Below are 24,846 nucleotides of genomic sequence, written 5' to 3' on the forward strand. Positions count from 1 at the left end.
AACCGGCGTTAGCCCTTTTCAAGGGAAACCAGCAGGACATCGACGCCGCAGCTGCCGACGATATTTTTCGCCGAGCAGGTGGCGCGCGAAAAAAGGGAATGGTTATGATTGCCGCAGATCACCAGATCGACCTGGTGTGACCGGCAGAAGTCCTTAATATGATGGCCCAGTTCGCCGCAGGCGATGGTCATTTTTTCTATCGGGTAGTCCGCGTGACGCGCCAGCTCGTTGAGAAAATCACGCGTCTCTTCCTGCATCACCTCGCGCAGATTTTCCATCATCGGCGCGGCGAACTGGTTATACAGCTCCGGATCCGTGGCGAGGGTGATAAAGCTCACTTTCGCGTTCACGGGGCGGGCAATTGACACCGCTTTTTTAATTAATACCTGACTCTCCGGCGTTGGCGCGACGGCAACCAGCAGATGTGAATAAGGCATCTGGCCTCCTTGAGATACGCGGAATAACCCTTTCTTTCCTTCTTTACTCCTGTTTACCCGGCTACGCAAGGGCCGCTCCCGTGATTTGCGACGCTCTTCGCCAGTCCGCGTTTTCCCGATAAGATCACATAAATGAACCTGTCTTTTTATTTAAAAGAAATGATGTTTTATAAATGAGTGAAGTTGAGACGTCGTCTCTTTGTCATTTTGCCATCGGCGGTTCTTCCGTGGCAAAAACACAAAGGTAACGTCGTTTCACTGCTTTTAGTGTAGCCAGGTACCCACTCCCTTCCGGTGGCAAATCCGGAAAGATTGTCGGCGTTCTCTTAAAAAAAGACACAGGATCACGGCGATGAAAACACGAAAGATTGGACTGGCTAACTACCTGGCCTACGGCGCGGGCGATTTCCTCGGCGCCGGCACCACGGCGCTAACCGCCGCATGGCTGCTCTACTTTTACACCACCTTCTGCGGACTCTCCCCGATAGAAGCCACGCTTATATTCGCTTCCGCCCGCGTACTGGATGCGGTGGTGAGCCCGCTCATGGGCTTTCTCACCGATAACTTCGGCACCACCTGGCTCGGCAAGCGCTTCGGCCGCAGAAAATTCTTTATTCTGCTCGGCATCCCCTGCGTATTCAGCTACTCGGCGATGTGGGTCGGCGAGATGGGATTCTGGTACTACCTGGTCACCTATCTGCTGTTTGATATGGTCTACACCATGATTCTGGTGCCCTACGAGACGCTGGTGCCGGAGATGACCGATGACTTTAAACAGAAAACCAAATTCTCCGGCGCGCGCATCTCAATGGCGCAAATGTCGGCGATTTTAGCCTCCTTTCTGCCGGGGATCCTCCTTACCTGGCTCGGCAAAGACAATGCCAGCTCGTTCTTTTATGCCAGTCTGGTGTTCTCGGTCCTGTGCGCGGTAATGCTGACCTTCGTCTGGTGTTTCACCTGGGAGCGGCCGCGTGAGGCCTGGTCAGAGGCGGCGCTGCGGGCGGAAGCGGAAAAACAGAACCTCACTCTCGCCCAGAGCCTCAATCGCCTGGTGATTGAGCTGAGCTCTACGCTGCGGATAAAAATTTTCCGCCAGCACCTCGGCATGTATCTGGGGGGGTATATCGCCCAGGACGTCTTCAATGCCGTGTTTACCTATTACGTGGTCTTTGTTCTGATGCAGGAAGCTTCTGTCGCCTCGAATCTGCTGGGGACGATGGCGATTTTCCAGTTTATTGCCGTGATCGCCATGATCCCGCTGTGCATTCGCTTTGGCCCCGCGCCGTCGTACCGCATGGTGGTGGTCCTCTTTGGCCTGAGTTCGCTCTCCTATGCGCTGCTCTATTACGCCGGACTGAGCGACGTCTATTCATTATTGTTGCTCATCTCTGCTGTCGCCGGACTGGGACGCGGCGGGATTAACTACGTGCCGTGGAATACCTACACCTATATTGCCGACGTCGATGAAGCGATCACCGGCCAGCGCCGGGAGGGGATTTTTGCCGGCATCATGACCCTGACCCGCAAAGCCTCGCAGGCGGGGGCGGTGATGCTGGTGGGCATCATTATGCAACTGTCGGGGTTTGTCTCCGGGCAAAAAATACAGCCTGAAGGGGTCAGCCATACCATTCTGCTGATCCTCAGCGTCGGTACATTGGTGGTGTTAGCCTGCGGCTTCCTCGTTTCACTGCGCTTCAAACTCAATCTGCACACCCACAGCGTCCTGCGCAGCGAAACCCTCAGAATGCGCGAAAGCGGTCACGCCCGGCCGGAGCTGACCAGTGCGGAACACCGCGCGGTGGTCGAGATGCTGGCGGGGATGCCCTACGACTGCCTGTGGGGGAATAACAATATTGGCTATCTGAATCGTCATAAACCTGCTGCCCCGGCCCTCACCCAGGGCGGCGCTTTGAATTCGACATATACCCGAGGTTAACAACATGAAAGTTTGGCCGGTCAAACATAGCCCATTACTCTGTCAGCCTGAGCGTTTTATCGCCCGCAGCGAACTGCAGGCGCTGATCCGCAACGTGACGCAAAACCTGGTGAATATTAAGGATGAGAGCGGGCAATTTTTACTGCGCCTGGATGACGGGCGCGTTATCGATACCAAAGGCTGGGCCGGCTGGGAGTGGACCCACGGCGTCGGACTGTACGGCATCTATCAGTATTATCAGCAAACCGGCGATATCGAGATGCGCGATATCATCGACCGCTGGTTTGCCGACCGCTTCGCCGAGGGGGCAACGACCAAAAACGTCAACACCATGGCGCCGTTCCTGACCCTGGCTTATCGCTTTGAAGAGACCGGGTGTAAGGCATATCTGCCGTGGCTGGAGAGCTGGGCGGAGTGGGCGATGCATGAGATGCCGCGTACCGAGCAGGGTGGTATGCAGCACATCACCCTGGCGGAAGAGAACCACCAGCAAATGTGGGATGACACGCTGATGATGACCGTGTTGCCGTTAGCCAAAATAGGCAAGCTGCTTCACCGTCCGCAGTATGTGGAGGAGGCGACCTATCAGTTCCTGCTTCATGTACAAAACCTGATGGACCGGGAAACCGGGCTGTGGTTTCACGGCTGGAGCTATGACGGTCGGCATAACTTTGCCCGGGCGCGCTGGGCACGGGGCAACAGCTGGCTCACCATGGTGATCCCGGATTTTCTTGAGTTAGTGGATCTTCCGGAAGGGAATGCGGTACGGCGCTATCTGACCGAGGTGCTGAACGCGCAAATTGCCGCTTTAGCGAAATGCCAGGATGACAGCGGCCTGTGGCATACCCTGCTGGACGACCCGCACTCTTATCCTGAGGCTTCGGCGACCGCCGGCTTTGCCTACGGCATACTTAAAGCGGTGCGCAAGCGATATGTCGGGCAGCACTATGCCGGGGTGGCAGAAAAAGCGATTCGCGGAATTGTGCAGAATATATCGCCGCAGGGGGAGCTGCTGCAGACTTCCTTTGGCACCGGAATGGGGTCAGACCTCGATTTCTATCGCCAGATCCCACTCACCTCGATGCCCTACGGCCAGGCGATGGCGATCCTCTGTCTGACCGAGTATCTGCGCAAGTATTTCTGAGCAAGAGAGCCCGCTGGCGCGGCGCCTGAAAAAACTAACCCGGCTTTCGCCGGGTTGGTTTTACATACGCTCGACGGTTTCGATACCGAGGGTATCAAGACCCAGCTTGAGGGTTTTCGCCGTCAGCAGCGCCAGCTTCAGGCGGCTGTTGCGGGTCGCTTCGCTCTCCGCGCTGAGGATCGGGCAGTGCTCGTAGAAACCGGAGAACAGGCCCGCCAGATCGTAGAGGTAGGCGCACATCACGTGCGGCGTCCCTTCGCGAGCGACCACGGAGAGGGTCTCTTCAAACTGCAGCAGGCGCGCGGCCAGCTGGGCTTCGCGATCTTCCGCAATTACCACCGGCGCGTCGGTGAGGGCGTTTTCATCAATGCCGGCTTTGCGGAACACGGAGAGCACGCGGGTATAGGCATACTGCATATACGGCGCGGTGTTGCCTTCGAACGCCAGCATATTATCCCAGTCGAAAACGTAGTCGGTGGTGCGGTTTTTCGACAGGTCGGCATATTTCACCGCGCCGATACCCACCACTTTCGCCAGATTTTCCAGCTCATCAGCGGACATCTCCGGGTTCTTCTCGGCCACCAGGCGACGCGCGCGCTCCAGCGCTTCGTCCAGCAGATCCGCCAGCTTAACGGTGCCGCCGGCGCGGGTTTTAAACGGCTTGCCATCTTTACCCAGCATCATGCCGAACATATGGTGCTCCAGCGGCACGGAGTCCGGCACATAGCCTGCCTTGCGCACGATGGTCCACGCCTGCATCAGGTGCTGGTGCTGACGGGAGTCGATGTAGTAGAGCACGCGGTCGGCGTGCAGCGTTTCATAGCGATACTTCGCACAGGCGATATCGGTGGTGGTATAGAGGTAGCCGCCATCCTTTTTCTGGATGATGACGCCCATCGGTTCGCCTTCCTTGTTTTTATACTCATCAAGGAACACCACGGTGGCGCCTTCGCTCTCAACGGCCAGCCCTTTGGCTTTCAGATCGGCGACTATCCCCGGCAGCATCGGGTTGTACAGGCTTTCGCCCATCACGTCATCGCGGGTCAGCGTCACATTCAGGCGATCGTAGGTGATCTGGTTCTGCGACATGGTGATGTCGACCAGCTTACGCCACATCTGCAGGAAGTACTCATCGCCGCCCTGCAGCTTAACCACGTAGCTGCGTGCGCGCTCGGCGAAGGCTTCGTCTTCGTCGTAGTGTTTTTTCGCTTCGCGATAGAAACCTTCGAGGTCGGCCAGGGCCATCTCACCGGCGTTTTCCTGCTGCTGTTTTTCCAGATACGCGATCAGCATGCCGAACTGGGTGCCCCAGTCGCCGACGTGGTTGGCGCGGATCACCTTGTGGCCAAGAAACTCCAGGGTACGGACCGAGGCATCGCCAATGATGGTCGAACGCAGATGGCCGACGTGCATCTCTTTCGCCACGTTCGGCGCCGAGTAGTCGACGACGATGGTCTGTACCTGCGGCGTGGCGACGCCCAGGCGTTCGGACTGCAGCGCGCGGTTGACGTTGTCCGCCAGGAACGCGGGGTCAAGGAAAATATTGATAAAGCCCGGCCCGGCGATTTCAACCTTGCTGGCAATGCCGTTGAGGTCAAGATGAGACAGTACCTGCTCTGCAAGTTGTCGCGGCGCCATGCCCAGTTTTTTGGCGACAGCCATCACGCCGTTGGCCTGATAGTCACCGAACTGAACTTTTGCTGACTGGCGGACCTGAGGTTCGCAATCGGCAGGCGCGCCTGCCGCGATCAGGGCCTGGCTGACTTTTTCTGAGAGAAGAGCCTGAATATTCACCGGAATACCTTACGTGTAATGCGCCAGCCCCCGAGGGAGGCGGCGCCGGAATGTGGACAAATTAGGGCGGGAGTATACTGCATTTGTCCCCGTCCGTCAGCATCGCGCGCGGCCCGGCGGCGTGGGCAATCCATCGCCAGTCAGTCACGCATCGGCAGGGTGGCGGTTGGTCCGCGGCCGGAAACACGGTAGATTAGCCTTTTTATTATTGACGAACCTAATTGACGAGCAAACCCATGGCGAACTGGCAGCAGATTGAACAACTGGCCGATATTACGGCGGATCTCCCGCGATTTTCCGATGCGCTGCAGCGCTTCGCTGCGCGAGTGGGACTGGAGATCGGCGGACTCGACGCCGACCATATCTCCCTGCGCTGTCATCAGAACGCTACCGCGGAGCGCTGGCGCAGCGGTCTGGCGCAGTGCGGCACTCTGCTGTCGGAGAATATAATCAACGGCCGGCCTATCTGCCTGTTTAAACTGGCGGAGCCGGTCTGCGTGGCGCACTGGCGCTTCCATATCGTTGAGCTGCCGTGGCCGGGTGAAAAGCGCTATCCCCATGAAGGCTGGGAGCATATCGAAATTGTCCTGCCCGGCGATCCGGCTACCTTAAATGCCCGCGCTCTGGCGCTGCTGGCCGATGACGGACTCAGCCAGCCGGGGATCGTCGTCAAAACCAGCTCGCCGAAAGGGGAACACGAGCGCCTGCCTAATCCCACCCTGGCGGTCACCGACGGCAGCGTGACGGTCAAATTTCATCCGTGGTCTATTGAACAAATCGTCGCCAGCGAGCAAGCCGATACGTAACAGTGTGAAGCTGCGCGGCGTCTGCCGCGTGAAATCATGACATGCTAAGAAAGTTGTCTGGATCAGGGAGTGAGGAATGGCGGTACTGGAAGTTTGTTGTTACAGCACGGCGTGCGCCAGGGAAGCTGAGCGCTGCGGCGCCGATCGTATTGAACTCTGCGCCGCGCCGCAGGAAGGGGGATTAACCCCCTCTTACGGGGTGCTGGTCTCGGTCCGCGAGGCGATTACTCTCCCGGTGCATCCGATTATCCGCCCGCGTGGCGGCGACTTCTGCTATACCGAAGAGGAGTTCGCCGCGATGCTTAGCGACATCCGCATGGTGCGGGAACTCGGCTTTCCCGGGCTGGTGACCGGCGTACTGAATGTCGATGGTCAGGTCGATATCCCGCGGATGAAAAAAATAATGGCTGCGGCCGGGCCGCTGGCGGTGACCTTTCATCGCGCGTTCGATCTGTGCGCCGACCCGCGTCAGGCCTGGGAGACGCTGGGTGAGCTGGGGGTTAAACGTATCCTGACTTCCGGTCAGCAATCCTCGGCGGAGAAAGGTATTTCATTAATTACGGAACTTATTGCCGCAGGGGATACTCCAATCATTATGGCCGGTGCGGGAGTGCACGCCGCGAACCTGCCGCTGTTTCTGCAGGCGGGGGTGAAAGAGGTTCATAGCTCTGCAGGCCAGTGGTTGCCATCGGAAATGCGCTTTCGTCATCCAGGCGTTTCGATGTCAGCCGATCCCGATGCGGACGAATACAGACGCTACGCCGTGAATGGCGCAGCGGTGGCGGAGATGAAAAAGATAATTTCCGCTAACAGAAGTTAAACGGTTTTTGCTGCACATCATGTCGCCCAATATGATGATTGCCCGTACCAGGCCCCTGCCCATTAAACAGGGGCCTTTTTTTATCTCGCTTTTTTTGCCAGCGACTGCTGGGTTTCCGGTTTAGTGGCAATGATCACAGCCCGTAATGGCGCCGGATAGCCTTCCACGGTTTTGCGCTGATCCCGCGGGTCGAGGAAATCGGCCAGCGATTCGCTGGTCATCCATTCTGTGCGCCGCTGCTCCTCCGTCGAGGTGACGCAGGCGTCGACGATGCGCACATCGATAAATCCGCACTTCTCCAGCCACATTTTCAGGGCCGCCGCCGAGGGGATAAAATAGACGTTGCGCATCTGCGCATAACGGTCGCCCGGAACCAGCACCGTATTTTCATCCCCTTCGACCACCAGCGTCTCCAGCACCAGCTCGCCTCCCGGCGCCAGCTGATCTTTCAGCTGCCATAGATGATCCAGCGGCGAGCGGCGGTGGTAGAGCACGCCCATCGAGAACACGGTGTCGAAGGCCTCCAGCGCCGGCAACTGCTCGATGCCCAGCGGCAGGAGATGCGCCCGCTGGTCGTTGCCGAGGAGCTTACGTACCGCTTCAAACTGACACAGGAACAGCTGGGTGGGATCGATGCCGACCGCCAGATGCGCGCCGGCGCCGATCATCCGCCACATGTGATAGCCGCTGCCGCAGCCCACGTCGAGGACAGTCCGCCCGGTGAGATCGGACAGGTGCGGCAGGACGCGCTCCCATTTCCAGTCGGAACGCCATTCGGTATCGATATTAATGCCGTACAGCGAATAAGGCCCTTTGCGCCATGGCATCAGGTTTTTCAGCAGGTTTTCTATCCGCAGCCGATGACCTTCGCTGAGCGGCGTTTCGCTTTCGGCGGTGACGCTGTGCAGGAGGTCCAGACGCCAGGGCGTTAATTCCGGAAGAAACTCAACGGCGCGCTCCCATTCGCGAAACTTGCCGTGCAGGGCCTCGCGCTGCCAGGCGGCTACCTGGGCAGGCAGCGTCTCCAGCCAGTGAGACAGCGGGCTTTTGGCGATCAGCTGATAGAAGTTACTGAAGTCGATCATGCCTGCTCCCCGGATTTTACTGCCACCAGCGAGCCAAAGTTAAAGCACTGGAACCACAGTTCGGCATGTTCGAACCCAGCCTGACGCAGGCGTTTTTTATGGGTTTCCACAGAGTCGGTCAGCATTACATTTTCCAGCATGCTGCGTTTTTGACTGATCTCCAGCTCGCTGTAGCCGTTCGCGCGCTTAAAGTCATGATGCATATTGAACAGCAGCTCGCCGACGTGGGCGTCTTCGAAGCTAAATTTCTCCGAGAGCACCAGCGCGCCGCCGGGATTCAGCCCCTGATAGACTTTATTGAGGATCGCCTGGCGATCGCCCGGCTCAAGGAACTGAATGGTAAAGTTCAGGATCACCAGCGAGGCGTTTTCAATGGCCACATCGCGGATATCCCCTTCAATCACCTCGACCGGCGTCGGTGCTTTATAGGCTTCAATATGGCGACGGCAGCGCTCCACCATCGCCGGGGAGTTATCGATGGCGATAATGCGGCAGCCCGGGTGGCTAATATTGCGGCGCACGGAAAGAGTGGCGGCGCCCAGCGAACAGCCAAGATCGTAAACCTGGGTGTGGGGCTGAACGAAGCGCTCAGCCAGCATGCCGATCATCGAGATGATATTGGAGTAGCCAGGCACAGAACGCTGGATCATATCGGGGAAGACTTCAGCAACCCGTTCATCAAAGGTCCAGTCGCCGAGGCTGGCAATCGGCGCGGAAAAAAGCGTATCGCGGTGAGACATAACGTTAAACCCGAAAAAACGAAAACGGCGTATTGTGCGCTAACGGAGGGAGAAAACCAACTCCCAGGGCATATACCAGAGATTGGCCAGCACCATCAGCAACAACGCGCACCAGGTGGCGCTCATGCCGGAGCGGCGCCAGTGGTAGACACGGTGATGAAAACCCCAGGAGTGCATCAGTCGTCCGAGGATCAATAAAATGCCGCAAACGTGCACCATCCAGGTCTGGGCGCCGTTCATCTCCATAAATAACAGCAAAATGAGGCCAATCGGCACATATTCGACGGCATTGCCGTGAACGCGGATGGCGACCTGCAGCTCGCTGAAGCCGCCGTCGCCATAGCCTACATGGTATTGGGTGCGCAAACGCACCACGTCAAATGAGAACTTCACTAACAATAACGCACCTAAAACGGCATACAGCGCGCTGACCATACGAAAACTCCCTTTAACTCTGGCAGATGGCTCCGGATATGATAGCAGGATATCAGAAAAGAGAAGATTGCTGCGGAATCGACGGCGCATTTCCTAGCGCCGGCAGGGCAGCGCGCAGATCGCCCCACAGGGTATCCACCAGCGCCGGCGCGTAAGCAATGTCGGGGGTATGGAGGAACAGCCACGGCGTCCCCGACTGATGCCATTTCGGCAGCGTCTGCAGCCAGACGCGAAACAGTTCCCGATTATGGACCATATCGTCGCCGCCAATAAAGCGCACCATTGGCTGCCGGGCGGTCATCACTGCATGCACCGGCACCTTCGGTTTCTTTTGTTGCGCGTCGATCATCGCCGGACTGGTGGCCGCGGCGCTGTGGACCGGGCGGCTGTCGAGGATCACGCGGTTGACGTTGCGCTGGTGCAGCCCGCGGTTGAGCTGCTGTTCCGCTTCCCCTTTGGCGAAGAACTCGGGGTGACGAACTTCGACGCCGTAGGTGAAATCCTTCGGTAGCCCATCGAGAAAGTGCCATAGCGCGGGCAGATCGCGAGGACCAAAGGTCGCCGGCAGCTGCAGCCAGTACTGGCCGATGCGCGAGGCCAGCGGCGCCAGGCGGGTGAAGAATTCACTACTTAACTCGTCGCAATGGCGCAGGGCGGCCTGGTGCGAGATAGTCGCCGGGAATTTAAAGCAGAAGCGGAAGTCATCGTGGGTCTGCTCGTACCAGCGGGCGACAATCTCCGGCTTGGGCAGCGCATACAGGGTGGTGTTGCCCTCCACGCAGTTAAAATGGCGGGCGTACTCTTCAAGGCTGGTGATGCCAAGGCGCACCCATTTCGGGTGCGACCACTGGGGAAGCCCAATATAAATCATAACGCGGCGAGGATCTCCTCGGTGCTGCGCACGCGGCCGATGCGCGGGAAAATATGCGTCATGCTGCCCTGATGCTGCTCGGCGGAGGCGGCGCTGCAGGCATCTTCGGCGATGACCAGGTTAAAGCCCAGCTCCCAGGCGTTGCGGGCGGTGGATTCGACACCGATGTTGGTGGAGATGCCGCAGAGAATAATGGTGTCGATACCGCGGCGGCGCAGCTGAAGCTCAAGGTCGGTGCCATAGAACGCGCCCCACTGGCGTTTGGTCACTTCGATATCGCGCTCTTGTTTACCCAGCGCGGCCGGATAGGCCCACCAGTTCTCAGGCAGCGTATGCGCCCCGGCCTGAGCGTCGACAGGCTGTTTCAGCGCTTCGGCGAAATCGGCCGACCAGCCGACGCGGACCATGATCACCGGTGAACCCTGTTGCCGGCATTTGTCTGCCAGGCGAGCGGCGCGCGCCACCACCTCGTCAGCCCGATGTGGGCCGCCGGCGAAAGGCAGAATGCCTTCCTGCAGATCGATCACCACCAGCGCCGTGTTTTTCGCATTGAGTTCTAACATGGTATCCCCGTATCTTCATCTGTTGTCAGGCGGCTACAATACCTTTGCGGCTTCAGCAAAAGGGTAACAAATTTTGTTAATTTATGTGAGTGTGGACGTTAAGCGCGCAGCAAAGCAGCGTACATCGTGCGTCGGACTTATCGAACGACAGAATTTCCAGTATAATAGCCGCCTTTTTTCATTCAGTTGTGACATCAGCTAAAGCTGCGACCTCGTCGCCTGCAGGGCAGACGACAATCCGCCGACGGCTAAGTTAAGGGATATCTCATGCGTACAGAATATTGCGGACAGCTTCGACAGTCCCACGTTGGGCAGCAGGTGACTCTGTGTGGTTGGGTCAACCGCCGTCGCGATCTCGGTAGCCTCATTTTTATCGATATGCGCGACCGCGAAGGCATCGTTCAGGTGTTTTTCGATCCGGATCGTGCGGATGCGTTGAAGTTAGCCTCTGAACTGCGTAATGAGTTCTGCATTCAGGTCACTGGCACCGTTCGCGCGCGTGAAGAGAAAAACATCAACGCGGACATGGCCACCGGCGCTATCGAAGTGCTGGCTTCCGATCTGACGATCATTAACCGCTCAGAATCGCTGCCGCTGGACTCCAATCACGTCAACACCGAAGAAGCGCGTCTGAAATACCGCTACCTCGACCTGCGTCGTCCGGAAATGGCGCAGCGTCTGAAGACCCGCGCGAAAATCACCAGCTTTGTGCGCCGCTTTATGGATGACCATGGCTTCCTCGACATCGAAACCCCGATGCTGACCAAAGCTACCCCGGAAGGCGCCCGCGATTACCTCGTGCCTTCCCGCGTGCATAAAGGCAAATTCTACGCGCTGCCGCAGTCGCCTCAGCTGTTTAAACAGCTGCTGATGATGTCCGGCTTCGACCGCTACTATCAGATCGTCAAATGCTTCCGCGATGAAGACCTGCGTGCCGACCGTCAGCCTGAATTTACCCAGATCGACGTGGAAACCTCCTTTATGACCGCGCCGCAGGTGCGTGAGATCATGGAAGCGATGGTGCGTCAGCTGTGGCTGGAGATTAAAGGCGTCGACCTGGGCGATTTCCCGATCATGACCTTCGCCGAAGCCGAACGTCGCTACGGTTCCGATAAACCGGATCTGCGTAACCCGATGGAGCTGGTGGACGTCGCCGACCTGCTGAAATCGGTGGAGTTCGCGGTCTTTGCCGGCCCGGCCAACGATCCGAAAGGGCGCGTGGCGGCGCTGCGCGTTCCGGGCGGGGCTTCTCTGACCCGCAAGCTGATTGACGAATACGGCAACTTTGTGAAGATCTACGGCGCGAAGGGGCTGGCCTATATTAAAGTGACCGAGCGTGCCAAAGGCATGGACGGGATCAACAGCCCGGTGGCCAAATTCCTGACCGCTGAAATCGTGGAAGCGATCCTTGACCGCACCGGTGCGCAGGACGGAGACATGATCTTCTTCGGCGCCGATAATAAGAAAGTGGTGGCCGACGCGCTGGGCGCGCTGCGTCTGAAGCTGGGTAAAGACCTGAGCCTGACTGACGAGAGCAAATGGGCGCCGCTGTGGGTGATCGACTTCCCGATGTTCGAAGACGACGGCGAAGGCGGCCTGACGGCGATGCACCATCCGTTCACCTCGCCGAAAGATATGACGGCGGACGAGCTGAAAGCCGCGCCGGAAGAGGCCGTGGCCAACGCCTACGATATGGTGATTAACGGTTATGAAGTCGGCGGCGGTTCGGTGCGTATCCACCGCGGCGACATGCAGCAGACGGTATTTGGTATTCTGGGTATTAACGAGCAAGAGCAGCGTGAGAAATTCGGCTTCCTGCTCGATGCGCTGAAATACGGTACCCCGCCGCATGCGGGCCTGGCGTTCGGTCTTGACCGTCTGACCATGCTGCTGACCGGTACCGATAACATCCGCGACGTTATCGCTTTCCCGAAAACCACCGCGGCCGCCTGCCTGATGACCGAAGCGCCAAGCTTCGCCAATCCGGCGGCGCTCGGTGAACTGGGTATTCAGGTTGTGGAGAAAGAGGCAAAAGCGTCTCTGGAGAACAAGTAATATGTCATTTAAGCTGCCCGTTTCGGTGCTGGTGGTGATTTACGCCGAAGATACGAAACGGGTGCTGATGTTGCAGCGGCGCGACGATCCCGCGTTCTGGCAGTCGGTCACCGGCAGCCTGGAAGCAGGAGAGACCGCGCTGCAGGCTGCCGCGCGTGAAGTAAAGGAAGAGGTCGCCATTGACGTTGCCTGCGAGCAACTGACCTTAATCGACTGTCAGCGCACGGTGGAGTTTGAGATCTTTTCTCATTTGCGTCATCGCTATGCGCCGGGAGTGGAGCGAAATACGGAATTCTGGTTCTGTCTTGCGCTGCCTCATGAGCGGGAAATTACCTTTACCGAACATCTGGCCTACCGCTGGGTCAGCGCGACGGAAGCCGCTGCGCTGACCAAGTCGTGGAGCAACCGGCAGGCGATTGAAGAATTTGTAATTAACGCCGCCTGAAAGGGCGCGCTTTTTGGAGAGTTTTTTATGGCAGGTCATAGTAAATGGGCCAACACCAAACACCGCAAAGCGGCACAGGATGCCAAGCGCGGTAAAATCTTTACGAAAATCATTCGCGAACTGGTTACCGCAGCGCGTCTGGGCGGCGGCGATCCGGCGTCCAACCCGCGTCTGCGTGCGGCGGTGGATAAAGCGCTGTCTAACAACATGACCCGCGACACCCTGAACCGCGCCATCGCGCGCGGCGTCGGCGGCGATGAAGACGCGAACATGGAAACCATCATTTACGAAGGCTATGGCCCTGGCGGCACCGCGGTGATGGTGGAATGTCTGTCCGACAACCGTAACCGTACCGTTGCGGAAGTGCGTCACGCCTTCACTAAAACCGGTGGTAACCTCGGCACCGACGGTTCTGTCTCCTACCTGTTCAGCAAAAAAGGCGTCATCTCCTTCGAGAAAGGCGATGAAGACACTATCATGGAAGCGGCGCTGGAAGCTGGCGCTGAAGACGTGGTGACCTATGACGACGGCGCGATCGACGTCTACACCGCATGGGAAGAGATGGGCGCCGTGCGCGACGCCCTGGAAGCCGCTGGCCTGAAAGCCGACGCTGCTGAAGTCTCGATGATCCCGTCCACCAAAGCGGATATGGATGCCGAGACGGCGCCGAAGCTGCTGCGTCTGATCGATATGCTCGAAGACTGCGACGACGTGCAGGAAGTGTACCATAACGGCGAGATCTCCGACGAGGTCGCAGCCACCCTGTGATGCAGCCGCATCCACGGTTCACCGGAGGCGCGTGATGGCTATTATTCTCGGCATTGACCCGGGGTCGCGCGTTACCGGTTATGGCGTGATCCGTCAGGTCGGCCGGCAGCTGAGCTACCTTGGCAGCGGCTGTATCCGCACCAAAGTGGACGATCTGCCGTCGCGGCTGAAGCTGATCTACGCCGGGGTGACGGAGATCATCACCCAGTTCCAGCCTGACTTTTTCGCCATTGAGCAGGTCTTTATGGCCAAGAATGCCGACTCGGCGTTAAAGCTCGGGCAGGCGCGCGGGGTGGCGATCGTGGCGGCGACCAATCAGTCGCTACCGGTGTTTGAATACGCCGCCCGCCAGGTTAAGCAGACGGTTGTCGGCATTGGCAGCGCTGAAAAGAGTCAGGTCCAGCACATGGTGCGCACTTTGCTCAAGCTGCCTGCCAATCCGCAGGCGGATGCGGCGGATGCGCTGGCGATCGCCATCACCCATTGCCATGTCAGCCAGAATGCCGCTCAGATCAGCGAGACCCGGCTCAATCTGGCGCGAGGGCGCTTACGATAATCGCAAATCAGGCTGGATATCTATCCAGCCTTTTTTTATGATACCGCCAGATACTTAGACCATAACGCAGGAGCCCCACGTGATAGGCAGACTCAGAGGCATCATTCTCGAAAAACAACCCCCGCTGGTGTTGCTGGAAACGGCGGGCGTCGGCTATGAAGTGCACATGCCAATGACCTGCTTTTATGAGCTGCCGGAGGCCGGGCAGGAGGCGATTGTCTTCACCCACTTTGTGGTGCGTGAAGATGCCCAGCTGCTGTATGGGTTTAACAATAAACAGGAGCGTACCCTGTTTAAAGAGTTGATTAAAACCAACGGCGTAGGGCCAAAGCTGGCGCTGGCGATCCTCTCCGGCATGTCGGCGCAGCAGTTCGTCAACGCCGTTGAGCGGGAAGAGGTCGCCTCGCTGGTGAAGCTGCCGGGGATTGGTAAAAAAACCGCTGAACGCCTGATCGTCGAGATGAAAGACCGCTTCAAAGGGCTGCACGGCGATCTGTTCACCCCGGCGGCCGATCTGGTGCTAACCTCGCCGGCAGGCCCGACGGCGGACGATGCCGAGCAGGAAGCGGTTGCCGCGCTGGTCGCGTTGGGCTATAAACCGCAGGAGGCCAGCCGGATGGTCAGCAAGATCGCGCGTCCGGACGCCAACAGTGAAACGCTAATCCGCGAAGCGCTGCGCGCCGCGTTGTGAGGTAAGGGATGATTGAAGCAGACCGGCTGGTATCGGCAGACAGCAGCGGCTTCGAAGAGGCCGCTGACCGCGCCATCCGCCCAAAATTGCTGGCAGAGTATGTCGGCCAGCCGCAGGTGCGTTCGCAGATGGAGATCTTTATCCAGGCGGCGAAGCTGCGCGGCGACGCCCTCGATCACCTGCTGATTTTTGGCCCGCCAGGGTTGGGGAAAACCACCCTGGCCAATATCGTCGCCAATGAAATGGGGGTTAATCTGCGTACCACCTCCGGCCCGGTGCTGGAGAAAGCGGGCGATCTCGCCGCGATGCTCACCAACCTCGAACCGCACGATGTGCTGTTTATCGATGAGATCCATCGCCTCTCGCCGGTGGTGGAAGAGGTGCTCTATCCGGCAATGGAAGACTACCAGCTGGATATCATGATTGGCGAAGGGCCGGCGGCGCGCTCGATTAAAATCGACCTGCCGCCGTTTACCCTGATCGGCGCCACCACCCGGGCCGGTTCGTTGACCTCGCCGCTGCGCGACCGCTTTGGCATCGTGCAGCGTCTGGAGTTCTATCAGATCCCCGATCTGCAGCATATTGTCAGCCGCAGCGCCCGCCATATGGGGCTGGAGATGAGCGACGAGGGCGCGCTGGAAGTGGCCCGCCGTTCACGCGGCACGCCGCGTATTGCCAACCGTCTGCTGCGCCGGGTGCGTGACTTCGCGGAAGTGCGCCACGACGGCACCATTTCCGCCGACATTGCCGCCCAGGCGCTGGATATGCTCAACGTCGATGCGGAAGGGTTCGACTATATGGACCGCAAGCTGCTGCTGGCGGTAATAGATAAGTTCTTCGGCGGGCCGGTGGGGCTGGATAACCTCGCCGCCGCGATTGGCGAAGAGCGGGAAACCATTGAAGATGTGCTGGAGCCCTACTTAATTCAGCAGGGTTTTCTACAGCGTACGCCGCGGGGAAGAATGGCGACGGTGCGCGCCTGGAACCATTTCGGGATTACGCCGCCGGAAATGCCGTAGCGCGTTGTGGTTGAGCCGTTCATGGTGAAGCCCGGTCAGCAGCGCGACCGGGCTTTTTCACTTTTAGCTGGCGGCTTTTTTCGTCATGCTGAGAATAAACAGCACCGCAGCGCACAGCACCACCGACGGCCCGGCCGGCGTGTCGTAGAAAGCTGAGAAAGTTAACCCGCCGGTGACGGCCAGCATGCCCACGCCCACCGCCACGGCGGCCATCTGCTCCGGCGTGCGGGCAAAACGGCGGGCGGTAGCGGCCGGGATAATCAGCAGAGAAGTGATGATCAGCGCCCCGACGAACTTCATCGCCACGCCGATAGTCAGGGCGGTGACCAGCATCAACAGCAGCTTGACCCGCTGCAGCTTCACGCCATCGACAAACGCCAGGTCCGGACTGATGGTCATCGCCAGCAGATTCCGCCACTGCCAGAGAAGAATGCCAATCACAATCACCACGCCAATAGCAATGGCGATCAGATCCTGCGGCGTGACCGCCAGCAGATCGCCGAACAGGTACGCCATCAAATCGACGCGGACGTTAGACATCAGACTGACCACCACCAGCCCAAGGGACAGCGCGCTATGCGCCATGATGCCCAGCAGGGTATCAATCGCCAGATGCGGCCGTTTTTCCAGCCATACCAGCCCGCCGGCCAGCAGCAGGGTCACGGCGATCACCGCATAAAACGGATTGACGTTAAGCAGTAAACCGAAAGCGACGCCGAGTAGCGACGCATGCGCCAGCGTATCGCCGAAATAGGACATGCGGCGCCAGACCACAAAGGAGCCCAGCGGGCCGGCGGCGCAGGCCAGCATCATCCCGGCCAGCCAGCCAGGTAAGAGAAGTTCAATCATTAGCGGCTGTTTCCCCGACGCAATACAATTCGCCCCTGAAGATCGTGGCGGTGATTATGGTGATGGCGGTAGATCCCCAGCTGTTCCGCGCCGCGCGGGCCGAACATGGAGATAAACTCCGGATGCATCGAGACGACTTCCGGTGCGCCAGAGCAGCAGATATGCTGGTTCAGGCACAATACCTCGTCGGTTTTGGCCATCACCAGATGCAGGTCGTGGGAGACCATCAGCACCGCGCAGTCCAGCTCATGGCGCAGCTGGTCGATAAGATCGTAGAGCGCCACCTGGCCATTGACGTCGACGCCCTGGGTCGGTTCATCCAGCACCAGCAGCTGCGGACGATTGAGCAGGGCGCGGGACAGCAGCACGCGCTGGGTTTCGCCGCCGGAAAGTTTTTGCATCGGCGCGTCGATCAGATGCCCGGCCTGCACGCGCTTCAGCGCCGGCAGGATGTCGTCTTTGCGGGTGCCCGGACGTAAACGCAGGAAGCGGCTGACGGTCAGCGGCAGCGTGGCGTCCAGATGCAGTTTCTGCGGTACATAGCCGATCCGCAGGCGTTCTTCGCGCTTGATAACACCCTCTGTCGGTGCTACCAGCCCGAGAACCACCCGCACGAGCGTCGATTTACCGGCGCCGTTGGGCCCCAGCAGGGTTAATATTTTGCCTGGCGTGAGAGCCAGCGAGATGTCAGACAGCACGCGGCGTTGGCCAAAGGCCACCGAGACATTTTCCAGCGTTACAAGGTTTGTCATAATCATTTTGGGGTTGCACAAGCTAGTGAATGTTATAATATCACATCACACTCACTCGTTTCGATGACTAGACGCATTATGTTACATAAAAATACGCTTCTTTGCGCTGGACTTAGCGCTGTTTTTTTGTTCGCACAGGTACCGCAGGCCAGCGCCGCCGTGGTGACTTCCATGAAACCGCTGGGCTTTATCGCAGCAGCCATCGCAGATGGGGTCACCGACACCCAGGTGCTGCTGCCCGATGGTGCCTCTGAGCATGATTATTCCCTGCGTCCTTCCGATGTAAAACGCTTACAGAACGCAGACTTAGTGGTGTGGATCGGTCCGGAAATGGAAGCCTTTATGGATAAGTCGACGCAAAGCATTGCGGCGAATAAAAAGGTGACCATCGCAGAGCTGGATGGGGTCAAACCGCTGCTGATCGCCGGCGCTGACGATGATGACGATCATCATGGTCATGACCATGGCGCAGCGGAAAAAAGTGACGGCGATCACCATCACGGTATCTACAATATGCATCTGTGGTTATCCCCAGAGATAGCGCGGCTTTCGGCGGTTGCAATCCACGATAAATTATTGGAACTTATGCCGCAGAGTCGAGCCAAACTCGACAGCAACCTGCAGCAGTTCGAGGCCGCGCTGGCGGCGACCGACAAGCAGGTTAGCAATGAGCTGGCACCGCTGAAAGGAAAGGGTTATTTCGTTTTTCATGACGCCTACGGTTACTTTGAAAAACACTACGGTTTAACCTCGCTGGGGCATTTTACCGTCAATCCTGAAATACAGCCTGGTGCGCAGCGTTTACACGAAATCAGAACACAACTGGTTGAGCAGAAAGCCACTTGCGTTTTTGCTGAGCCACAGTTCAGGCCAGCGGTTATCGAAGCTGTTGCCCGGGGCACGTCTGTGCGCATGGGGACCCTGGATCCACTGGGTAGCGGAATTAAGCTGGGTAAAGCGAGTTACCCGCAATTCCTCACCCAACTGGCGAATCAGTATTCGAGCTGCCTGAAAGGAGATTAACGAGGAAGTGAATACGTGCAACAGATAGCCCGCGCTGTCACTCAGGCATTTAACAATCTGCCACGACCTCATCGCGTTATGCTGGGGTCGCTTAGCGTTCTTACCTTAGCGGTCGCCGTCTGGCGACCCTACATTTACCACCCGGAATCCGCCCCCATCGTCAGAACCATTGAGCTGGAAAAAAGCGAGATCCGCTCCCTGCTGCCGGAAGCCTCCGAGCCGATCGATCAGGCCCCGCAGGAAGAAGAAGCCATTCCTCAGGATGAACTCGACGAAAAAGCCGATAGCGATGCCGGCGGGCACGAATACGTGGTGTCGACCGGCGATACCCTCAGCAGCATCCTGAATCAGTACGGTATCGATATGGGTGATATCGCCCAGCTCTCCTCCGCCGATAAAGAGCTGCGTAATCTGAAGATTGGCCAGCAGCTCTCCTGGACCCTGACCGCCGACGGCGATCTGCAGAGTCTGACCTGGGAGATGTCCCGCCGCGAAACCCGCACCTACACCCGCGTGGATAACGGCTTTAAAATGAGCAGCGAGCTGCAGAAAGGCGACTGGGTCAACAGCGTGCTGAAGGGCACCGTCGGCGCCAGCTTTGTCTCAAGCGCGCGCGATGCCGGGCTGACCAGCACGGAAATCAGCGCGGTGATCAAGGCCATGCAGTGGCAGATGGATTTCCGTAAGCTGAAGAAAGGCGATGAGTTCTCGGTATTGATGTCCCGCGAAATGCTTGACGGCAAACGCGAGCAAAGCCAGCTGCTCGGCGTGCGTCTGCGCTCCGACGGGAAGGACTACTTTGCCATCCGTGCCGAAGACGGTAAATTTTACGACCGCAACGGGACAGGGCTGGCGAAAGGCTTTATGCGCTTCCCGACGGCGCGTCAGTTCCGCGTCTCCTCTAATTTTAACCCGCGTCGTCTGAATCCGGTCACCGGGCGCGTCGCGCCGCACCGTGGCGTCGATTTTGCGATGCCGCAGGGAACGCCGGTGCTGGCAGTGGGCGATGGCGAAGTGGTGGTGGCCAAGCGCAGCGGCGCCGCCGGGTATTACGTGGCGATCCGCCACGGCCGTACCTATACCACTCGCTACATGCACCTGCGTAAACTGCTGGTGAAGCCGGGGCAGAAAGTGAAGCGCGGCGATCGTATTGCGCTATCGGGGAATACCGGACGCTCTACCGGGCCGCACCTGCACTACGAAGTGTGGATCAACCAGCAGGCGGTCAACCCGCTGACGGCGAAACTGCCGCGTACCGAAGGGCTGAGCGGTTCCGACCGTACCGATTATCTGGCGCAGGTCAAAGAGGTCGTTCCGCAGCTGCGGTTTGACTAACCACCGGTCAGTGGAAAGCCGGTGCCCCAGGGCGCCGGCTTTTTCTTTTGTAGGATACCCAACGTCTCGCTACACTATCCCATTATCTTGATTAAGCAGTCGATCTGCGGATTGGGCATGGAAACGAAAAAAAATAATATTGAGTTTATCCCTAAGTTTGAAAAATCTTTTTTACTGCCGCGCTACTGGGGCGCCTGGCTGGGTGTTTTTGCCTTCGCCGGTATTGCGCTGACGCCGCCATCCTTCCGCGATCCGCTCCTCGGCAAACTCGGTCGTCTGGTCGGGCGTCTGGCGAAAAGCTCGCGCCGCCGGGCGCAGATTAATTTGCTGTATTGCTTCCCGGAAAAAAGTGAGCACGAGCGGGAAGCGATCATCGACGCCATGTACGCCTCGGCGCCGCAGGCGATGGTGATGATGGCCGAGCTGGGTCTGCGCGATCCGCAGAAAATTCTCGCCCGCGTCGACTGGCAGGGTAAAGCGATCATCGACGAGCTGCAGCGCAATAACGAGAAGGTGATTTTCCTCGTCCCGCATGCATGGGGTGTGGATATCCCGGCGATGCTGATGGCCTCCGGTGGGCAGAAGATGGCGGCGATGTTCCACAACCAGGGCAACCCGGTCTTCGATTACGTGTGGAATACCGTGCGTCGTCGTTTTGGCGGACGGATGCACGCGCGCAACGACGGGATCAAACCGTTTATTCAGTCGGTGCGCCAGGGCTACTGGGGCTACTATTTGCCCGATCAGGATCACGGCGCCGAGCACAGCGAGTTTGTGGATTTCTTCGCTACCTATAAGGCCACCCTGCCGGCGATTGGCCGCTTAATGAAGGTATGCCGCGCCCGCGTCGTTCCGCTGTTCCCGGTCTATGATGGCAAGACGCATCGCCTGACGGTGCTGGTGCGCCCGCCGATGGACGATCTGCTGGACGCTGACGATACAACAATCGCCCGGCGGATGAACGAAGAGGTGGAGGTGTTTGTTACGCCGCACACCGAGCAGTACACCTGGATCCTGAAGCTGCTGAAGACTCGCAAACCGGGTGAAATCGAGCCCTACAAACGCAAAGAGCTGTACCCTAAGAAGTAGACTGCAAGCGCGCCAGTGGGCATTCCAGGCTCACTGGCTATATTGCGTCAGCAACATCACGCTCTCGGCCACAAGCCGGTAGCGATACTCCGGGCGGCCGGTGATGCCGTAGTGATTGCTGGTGAAGAGCACGTTGATCTGCTCAAGCCAGATCAGGTATTTGCGGCACGATACTCGGGAGATCTGCAGCGCCGCCGCCAGCTCATTGGTTGAAAAATCCCGCGCCTGATGCGCGATTATCCACCGGCACACCAGGCGAAGCGTTTGCGGCGTCAGCCCTTTCGGCAAGCGGCGGGGACCGTCCTGTTGCAGAACCCCGCGGCGTAGCAGGGTATCGATATCCGCCTGGGCGTAGCAGGATTTCGCTTGCTTCGCATCGCGTTTATTGCGCCAGGTCCGCAGCGCCTCCTCAAAGCGCGAAAACTGAAACGGTTTAATCAGGTAATCAACCACGCCATAGCGCAGTGCCGTCTGGACGGTGAGCGCATCGGCGGCGGACGTCATCATGATGACGTCAATATTCCGCCCCTCAGCGCGAAGCGCCGGTAGCAGGTCCAGGCCACTCTCCTGGTGCATATAGACATCCAGCAGCAGCAGATCGACCTGCGCCAGATGGCTTAGCATCGCTTTGGCGTCGGCGATCGTCGCCGCTACTCCGCAGCAGTGAAAATCAGCTATCCGGCTGATAAATAACTGGTTCAGTTCGGCCACCATGGGATCATCATCGACAATTAGCACATTGAACATGAGCGGTTCCCCCGAGTGGCGGGAAGCCTGCCGGCTTCCCGCGAGATGAGCGATCACAATGACGAACGTTTATACGCGGTGTAGCGCGCTCGCCAGAAGGTTTTATCGATATTCGCCGCCAGTTGCACCTCGTCAATCTGCGGCGCTACGCCGTCCTGCTGAGCCGCGCGGGCGACATCAGCGGCAATGGCCCGGGAAATCATTTCGATCTCTTCTACCGGCGGCAGCAACCCGCCGGTTTCGCGGGTCGCCAGAGGCGAGTGGGCGGCCAGCGTTTTACTGCAGGTGATAAGCATTGCTTCGGTGACGCGCTCGGCTTTACTGGCAAGGATCCCCAGCCCCAGACCGGGGAAAATATAGGCGTTATTGCACTGGGCGATGTCGTAGGTTTTGCCGTCATAGAAGACGGGGTCGAACGGGCTGCCGGTGGCGATAAGCGCGCTACCCCGAGTCCACTCCAGCAGATCCTTCGGCTGGGCCTCGGCCCGGGAGGTGGGGTTAGAGAGCGGCATAATAATCGGACGCGGGCAGTGCCGATGCATCTCTTTCACTATCTCTTCGCTAAACAGCCCCGGCTGGCCTGACACGCCGATCAGCACGGTAGGGTGGACGTTGCGTACGACATCCATCAGCGACAGCTGGGCCGCCTCGGTATCCCAGTGGGCGATACTGGCTCGGGGGGTGACCAGCTCGCGCTGAAAATCGAGCAGATTAGGCATCTCATCAATCAGCAGACCAAAGCGGTCAACCATAAAGATGCGTCGGCGTGCTTCCGTCTCTGAGAGCCCATCATCCACCATCAGCGCAATGATTTTTTCCGCAATGCCGCATCCGGCCGAACCGCCGCCAAGGAAAACCACCCGCTGATCGCGGAGCGGCGTCCCGGCGGCGGCAGCGGCGGCGATCAGCGTCCCCGATGTCACGGCGGCGGTTCCCTGAATATCATCGTTAAAACAACACAGCTGGTGTCGATAGCGGTTGAGCAGTCGCGTGGCATTTTTTTGGGCAAAATCTTCAAACTGGAGCAAGACATTCGGCCAGCGCTGTTGAACGGCATGGACAAACATGTCCATAAACTCCAGGTATTGCTCGTCGCTGATGCGCGGATGTCGCCAGCCCATATACAGCGGATCTTCCAGATGCTGCGGATTGTTGGTACCGACATCTAACATAATGGGCAGCGTTGATGCCGGATGAATACCCCCGCAGGCGGTATATAACGAGAGTTTGCCGATGGGGATCCCCATCCCGCCAATCCCCTGGTCGCCCAGCCCCAGAATACGCTCGCCATCGGTCACCACGATGACTTTGATATCGTTGCGGGAAAATCCCTGCAGCATCTCGTCAATATGGTGACGATTGGGCCAGGAGATGAACAGGCCGCGTCCTCGGCGATATATTTCTGAAAAATGTTCGCATGCTTCACCCACCGTCGGGGTATAAATAATCGGCAGCGTCTCTTTCATATGGCTGCGCAGCAGGTTATAGAATAACGTCTCGTTGGTGTCCTGAATATTTCTTAGATAAATATGGCGCGAAATACTTTTTTTGAACTGGCAAAACTGGCCCCATGCGCGCTCGGTTTGTTCTTCAATGGTTTCCACATTGTGCGGTAACAGTCCCTGAAGATTAAACGCTGTGCGTTCGCTTTCTGTAAACGCGAGGCCTTTATTTAATAACGGGTTTTCCAGCAGGACGGCACCATTATAGGGGGTGTATAAGGTTTCTGTGGCTAACATGACATGACTCCTGAATATAAAATTAAAACATTGCCTGATGTCTAGGTATTTTATTTCCGTGATTACGAAATGAGATAAATCATGACGCCTTCGGTGACCACGCCGATGGCGGTGCCCAGCAAAATAGAAGATGAGGCGGGTTCAATATAGGTATCGCTGCGCAGGGCAAACATCCCTGCCGCGATAGCGGAAGGCGTCGCGCCGATGATAATAACCTGTTGCATCAGGGTATGACTGAGCCCAAAGGCTAGCCCGGCCAGCGCCATCATGGCCGGCTGGATCAGGTTTTTAATACTGATGTTGGTGCAGGTTTGAATATTGACCGTCGGACGTTCACCGTAAAACAGCAGCCCAAGGGCGAAGAGTGACAGACCGCCGGCGATTTTACCCACCATTTCAACGGGTACGCTGAGCAGATGCGGCAGCTGGATCCCGGCCAGGCTGAGCAGTACTCCGGAAATGGGGATCCAGACAATGGGGTTTCTCACGGCTTTCAGCAGGTTTTGCAGGATCAACTGCCCGGCGTGGAGCTGGGGAGCCCCAGCGTCTCCGGGCTGGTCTCCCATGCGGATCAGGATGATGGTCAGAGGGATCATCAACACGCTGGTCACCAGGTTTCCGATAAGCACCCCGAGAAAGCCCTCCGGACCTATCAGCACCGCCAGCACGGGAGCGCCGAAGTAGGCCATATCAGGGAAGGCGCAAACCAGCGACTGAATCGCGCTAGTTTTAATATCATGACGAAAAACATAGCGCGAGATCAGTAGCGTAAGAAAATACGACCCCATCAGACCGATAACCAGCACCGCCATAAAGGTGAAGTTTTTTATTTTATCCGGGCTGGTATGTAATGCGCCGATAAAAAGATGAAAAGGAAGCGCAAAGCGGATAACTACCGTGGCGAGAACGGATGCGTCCTCACGGCGAGTATAGCCGAGTTTGCCGCTAAGCCATCCGAGCAGCATGATAAATACCAACGGGAAAAGAGATTGCAAGAGCAGTGAAGGCATAAAATGTCCTGACATATATTATCGGTTTGTTGTGCTGCCAATCTAACGATCCCCTAATATTTAAAAGGTGATAGCCATCACAGTCATCTGGCTTTAAATAATTTCGCCTTGGCTACTTTAGTTACAAATAGGGAAAA

At 57.9% G+C, this 24,846-nt stretch carries 25 protein-coding genes; 13 read left to right on the plus strand and 12 right to left on the minus strand.

Translation table 11 applies throughout. From position 1 onward, the window contains the following. Positions 1–8: 8 nt before the first annotated feature. Positions 9–437: a universal stress protein UspC gene (gene uspC, locus ABLU50_RS24970; protein WP_004203433.1), complete on the minus strand. Its 429-nt coding sequence runs from the start codon at positions 435–437 to the stop codon at positions 9–11. A 352-nt stretch (positions 438–789) separates the two neighbouring features. Here uspC and ABLU50_RS24975 point away from each other — a divergent pair, with 352 nt between their 5' ends. Both ABLU50_RS24975 and ABLU50_RS24980 read left to right on the plus strand, forming a co-directional pair. Continuing rightward, positions 790–2,373 (plus strand): MFS transporter, encoded by a 1,584-nt coding sequence (locus ABLU50_RS24975; RefSeq protein WP_017900226.1) that lies wholly within the window; start codon positions 790–792, stop codon positions 2,371–2,373. Between the two features lie 4 nt (positions 2,374–2,377). Continuing rightward, a complete protein-coding gene (locus ABLU50_RS24980) occupies positions 2,378–3,517 on the plus strand; it encodes a glycoside hydrolase family 105 protein (protein ID WP_087832163.1) in 1,140 nt (379 codons plus the stop codon). Positions 3,518–3,577: 60 nt separating this feature from the next. On the opposite strand, the gene argS is transcribed toward ABLU50_RS24980, so the two are convergent. Next, positions 3,578–5,311 carry an arginine--tRNA ligase gene (argS, locus tag ABLU50_RS24985; RefSeq protein ID WP_004203428.1) on the minus strand — a complete coding sequence of 578 codons (1,734 nt, stop codon included), beginning with the start codon at positions 5,309–5,311 and terminating at the stop codon, positions 3,578–3,580. Positions 5,312–5,547: 236 nt separating this feature from the next. On the opposite strand from argS, the gene ABLU50_RS24990 reads away from it, so the two are divergent. Next, complete coding sequence (locus tag ABLU50_RS24990; RefSeq protein WP_017900224.1) at positions 5,548–6,117, plus strand: VOC family protein; 570 nt, start codon at positions 5,548–5,550, stop codon at positions 6,115–6,117. Between the two features lie 76 nt (positions 6,118–6,193). After that, positions 6,194–6,937 carry a copper homeostasis protein CutC gene (cutC, locus tag ABLU50_RS24995; protein ID WP_087832164.1) on the plus strand — a complete coding sequence of 248 codons (744 nt, stop codon included), beginning with the start codon at positions 6,194–6,196 and terminating at the stop codon, positions 6,935–6,937. An 80-nt stretch (positions 6,938–7,017) separates the two neighbouring features. Here the strand turns inward: cutC and cmoB are convergent, their stop codons facing one another. From cmoB to ABLU50_RS25020, 5 genes are read right to left on the minus strand one after another with little or no spacing between them, the layout of a single operon-like run. Next, positions 7,018–8,022: a tRNA 5-methoxyuridine(34)/uridine 5-oxyacetic acid(34) synthase CmoB gene (cmoB, locus tag ABLU50_RS25000; protein WP_087832165.1), complete on the minus strand. Its 1,005-nt coding sequence runs from the start codon at positions 8,020–8,022 to the stop codon at positions 7,018–7,020. After that, entirely contained in the window at positions 8,019–8,762 is a 744-nt protein-coding gene (cmoA, locus tag ABLU50_RS25005; protein ID WP_087832166.1) for a carboxy-S-adenosyl-L-methionine synthase CmoA, read from the minus strand. The genes cmoB and cmoA overlap by 4 nt, the downstream gene beginning before the upstream one ends. A 39-nt stretch (positions 8,763–8,801) precedes the next feature. Next, positions 8,802–9,197, minus strand: coding sequence for an MAPEG family protein (locus ABLU50_RS25010; RefSeq protein WP_004203421.1), 396 nt, complete (start codon positions 9,195–9,197; stop codon positions 8,802–8,804). 52 nt (positions 9,198–9,249) lie between these two features. Then, positions 9,250–10,068: a DUF72 domain-containing protein gene (locus ABLU50_RS25015; protein ID WP_004203419.1), complete on the minus strand. Its 819-nt coding sequence runs from the start codon at positions 10,066–10,068 to the stop codon at positions 9,250–9,252. Beyond that, positions 10,065–10,631 carry a hydrolase gene (locus ABLU50_RS25020; protein WP_017900220.1) on the minus strand — a complete coding sequence of 189 codons (567 nt, stop codon included), beginning with the start codon at positions 10,629–10,631 and terminating at the stop codon, positions 10,065–10,067. Before ABLU50_RS25020 ends, ABLU50_RS25015 begins: the two co-directional genes overlap by 4 nt. A 267-nt stretch (positions 10,632–10,898) precedes the next feature. Here ABLU50_RS25020 and aspS point away from each other — a divergent pair, with 267 nt between their 5' ends. From aspS to ruvB, 6 genes are all read left to right on the plus strand, one after another. Then, complete coding sequence (gene aspS, locus ABLU50_RS25025; RefSeq protein WP_004203416.1) at positions 10,899–12,686, plus strand: aspartate--tRNA ligase; 1,788 nt, start codon at positions 10,899–10,901, stop codon at positions 12,684–12,686. A gap of 1 nt (position 12,687) precedes the next feature. Beyond that, a complete protein-coding gene (gene nudB, locus ABLU50_RS25030; RefSeq protein WP_002911477.1) occupies positions 12,688–13,131 on the plus strand; it encodes a dihydroneopterin triphosphate diphosphatase in 444 nt (147 codons plus the stop codon). 27 nt (positions 13,132–13,158) lie between these two features. Beyond that, positions 13,159–13,899 carry a YebC/PmpR family DNA-binding transcriptional regulator gene (locus ABLU50_RS25035; protein ID WP_002911459.1) on the plus strand — a complete coding sequence of 247 codons (741 nt, stop codon included), beginning with the start codon at positions 13,159–13,161 and terminating at the stop codon, positions 13,897–13,899. Between the two features lie 34 nt (positions 13,900–13,933). Beyond that, positions 13,934–14,455: a crossover junction endodeoxyribonuclease RuvC gene (gene ruvC, locus ABLU50_RS25040; protein ID WP_004203412.1), complete on the plus strand. Its 522-nt coding sequence runs from the start codon at positions 13,934–13,936 to the stop codon at positions 14,453–14,455. Between the two features lie 79 nt (positions 14,456–14,534). Further along, complete coding sequence (gene ruvA, locus ABLU50_RS25045) at positions 14,535–15,146, plus strand: Holliday junction branch migration protein RuvA (RefSeq protein WP_002911454.1); 612 nt, start codon at positions 14,535–14,537, stop codon at positions 15,144–15,146. A gap of 8 nt (positions 15,147–15,154) precedes the next feature. Then, positions 15,155–16,165, plus strand: coding sequence for a Holliday junction branch migration DNA helicase RuvB (ruvB, locus tag ABLU50_RS25050; RefSeq protein ID WP_004148860.1), 1,011 nt, complete (start codon positions 15,155–15,157; stop codon positions 16,163–16,165). A gap of 63 nt (positions 16,166–16,228) precedes the next feature. On the opposite strand, the gene znuB is transcribed toward ruvB, so the two are convergent. Together znuB and znuC are read right to left on the minus strand one after the other, a co-directional pair. Further along, the gene (znuB, locus tag ABLU50_RS25055) at positions 16,229–17,014 is read right to left on the minus strand and encodes a zinc ABC transporter permease subunit ZnuB (protein WP_004212745.1); all 786 of its coding nucleotides are present in this window, start codon (positions 17,012–17,014) and stop codon (positions 16,229–16,231) included. Further along, positions 17,014–17,766 carry a zinc ABC transporter ATP-binding protein ZnuC gene (gene znuC / locus ABLU50_RS25060; protein ID WP_087832214.1) on the minus strand — a complete coding sequence of 251 codons (753 nt, stop codon included), beginning with the start codon at positions 17,764–17,766 and terminating at the stop codon, positions 17,014–17,016. The genes znuB and znuC overlap by 1 nt, the downstream gene beginning before the upstream one ends. 78 nt (positions 17,767–17,844) lie before the next feature. On the opposite strand from znuC, the gene znuA reads away from it, so the two are divergent. From znuA to lpxM, 3 genes are all read left to right on the plus strand, one after another. Continuing rightward, positions 17,845–18,789: a zinc ABC transporter substrate-binding protein ZnuA gene (gene znuA / locus ABLU50_RS25065; protein ID WP_032431085.1), complete on the plus strand. Its 945-nt coding sequence runs from the start codon at positions 17,845–17,847 to the stop codon at positions 18,787–18,789. Between the two features lie 15 nt (positions 18,790–18,804). After that, positions 18,805–20,124, plus strand: coding sequence for a murein DD-endopeptidase MepM (gene mepM, locus ABLU50_RS25070; RefSeq protein ID WP_004203403.1), 1,320 nt, complete (start codon positions 18,805–18,807; stop codon positions 20,122–20,124). Between the two features lie 117 nt (positions 20,125–20,241). Then, the gene (gene lpxM, locus ABLU50_RS25075; protein ID WP_017900217.1) at positions 20,242–21,213 is read left to right on the plus strand and encodes a lauroyl-Kdo(2)-lipid IV(A) myristoyltransferase; all 972 of its coding nucleotides are present in this window, start codon (positions 20,242–20,244) and stop codon (positions 21,211–21,213) included. A 30-nt stretch (positions 21,214–21,243) separates the two neighbouring features. Here lpxM and dcuR read toward each other — a convergent pair whose 3' ends face one another. The 3 genes from dcuR to ABLU50_RS25090 all read right to left on the minus strand — a co-directional run bounded on the left by dcuR (position 21,244) and on the right by ABLU50_RS25090 (position 24,709). Further along, positions 21,244–21,960 (minus strand): two-component system response regulator DcuR, encoded by a 717-nt coding sequence (gene dcuR, locus ABLU50_RS25080; RefSeq protein ID WP_060656073.1) that lies wholly within the window; start codon positions 21,958–21,960, stop codon positions 21,244–21,246. 53 nt (positions 21,961–22,013) lie between these two features. Beyond that, positions 22,014–23,699, minus strand: coding sequence for an NAD-dependent malic enzyme (locus ABLU50_RS25085; RefSeq protein WP_087832167.1), 1,686 nt, complete (start codon positions 23,697–23,699; stop codon positions 22,014–22,016). Positions 23,700–23,761: 62 nt separating this feature from the next. Beyond that, positions 23,762–24,709: an AEC family transporter gene (locus ABLU50_RS25090; RefSeq protein WP_004203397.1), complete on the minus strand. Its 948-nt coding sequence runs from the start codon at positions 24,707–24,709 to the stop codon at positions 23,762–23,764. Positions 24,710–24,846 lie beyond the last annotated feature (137 nt).

The sequence above is a fragment of the Klebsiella sp. GG_Kp173 genome (assembly GCF_040062415.1).
Classification (GTDB): domain Bacteria; phylum Pseudomonadota; class Gammaproteobacteria; order Enterobacterales; family Enterobacteriaceae; genus Klebsiella; species Klebsiella quasipneumoniae.

Excerpts from the sequence above, each read along its gene's own strand:
- ruvC (WP_004203412.1), top strand. The coding sequence starts at position 13,934 with ATGGCTATTATTCTCGGCATTGACCCGGGGTCGCGCGTTACCGGTTAT.
- ABLU50_RS25035 (WP_002911459.1), top strand. The coding sequence starts at position 13,159 with ATGGCAGGTCATAGTAAATGGGCCAACACCAAACACCGCAAAGCGGCA.
- znuA (WP_032431085.1), top strand. The coding sequence starts at position 17,845 with ATGTTACATAAAAATACGCTTCTTTGCGCTGGACTTAGCGCTGTTTTT.
- ruvB (WP_004148860.1), top strand. The coding sequence starts at position 15,155 with ATGATTGAAGCAGACCGGCTGGTATCGGCAGACAGCAGCGGCTTCGAA.
- cutC (WP_087832164.1), top strand. The coding sequence starts at position 6,194 with ATGGCGGTACTGGAAGTTTGTTGTTACAGCACGGCGTGCGCCAGGGAA.
- cmoB (WP_087832165.1), bottom strand. The coding sequence starts at position 8,022 with ATGATCGACTTCAGTAACTTCTATCAGCTGATCGCCAAAAGCCCGCTG.
- uspC (WP_004203433.1), bottom strand. The coding sequence starts at position 437 with ATGCCTTATTCACATCTGCTGGTTGCCGTCGCGCCAACGCCGGAGAGT.
- ABLU50_RS24980 (WP_087832163.1), top strand. The coding sequence starts at position 2,378 with ATGAAAGTTTGGCCGGTCAAACATAGCCCATTACTCTGTCAGCCTGAG.
- cmoA (WP_087832166.1), bottom strand. The coding sequence starts at position 8,762 with ATGTCTCACCGCGATACGCTTTTTTCCGCGCCGATTGCCAGCCTCGGC.
- ABLU50_RS25015 (WP_004203419.1), bottom strand. The coding sequence starts at position 10,068 with ATGATTTATATTGGGCTTCCCCAGTGGTCGCACCCGAAATGGGTGCGC.
- lpxM (WP_017900217.1), top strand. The coding sequence starts at position 20,242 with ATGGAAACGAAAAAAAATAATATTGAGTTTATCCCTAAGTTTGAAAAA.
- znuC (WP_087832214.1), bottom strand. The coding sequence starts at position 17,766 with ATGACAAACCTTGTAACGCTGGAAAATGTCTCGGTGGCCTTTGGCCAA.
- ABLU50_RS25020 (WP_017900220.1), bottom strand. The coding sequence starts at position 10,631 with ATGTTAGAACTCAATGCGAAAAACACGGCGCTGGTGGTGATCGATCTG.
- ABLU50_RS25090 (WP_004203397.1), bottom strand. The coding sequence starts at position 24,709 with ATGCCTTCACTGCTCTTGCAATCTCTTTTCCCGTTGGTATTTATCATG.
- ABLU50_RS24975 (WP_017900226.1), top strand. The coding sequence starts at position 790 with ATGAAAACACGAAAGATTGGACTGGCTAACTACCTGGCCTACGGCGCG.
- dcuR (WP_060656073.1), bottom strand. The coding sequence starts at position 21,960 with ATGTTCAATGTGCTAATTGTCGATGATGATCCCATGGTGGCCGAACTG.
- ABLU50_RS25010 (WP_004203421.1), bottom strand. The coding sequence starts at position 9,197 with ATGGTCAGCGCGCTGTATGCCGTTTTAGGTGCGTTATTGTTAGTGAAG.
- ABLU50_RS24990 (WP_017900224.1), top strand. The coding sequence starts at position 5,548 with ATGGCGAACTGGCAGCAGATTGAACAACTGGCCGATATTACGGCGGAT.
- aspS (WP_004203416.1), top strand. The coding sequence starts at position 10,899 with ATGCGTACAGAATATTGCGGACAGCTTCGACAGTCCCACGTTGGGCAG.
- nudB (WP_002911477.1), top strand. The coding sequence starts at position 12,688 with ATGTCATTTAAGCTGCCCGTTTCGGTGCTGGTGGTGATTTACGCCGAA.
- ABLU50_RS25085 (WP_087832167.1), bottom strand. The coding sequence starts at position 23,699 with ATGTTAGCCACAGAAACCTTATACACCCCCTATAATGGTGCCGTCCTG.
- znuB (WP_004212745.1), bottom strand. The coding sequence starts at position 17,014 with ATGATTGAACTTCTCTTACCTGGCTGGCTGGCCGGGATGATGCTGGCC.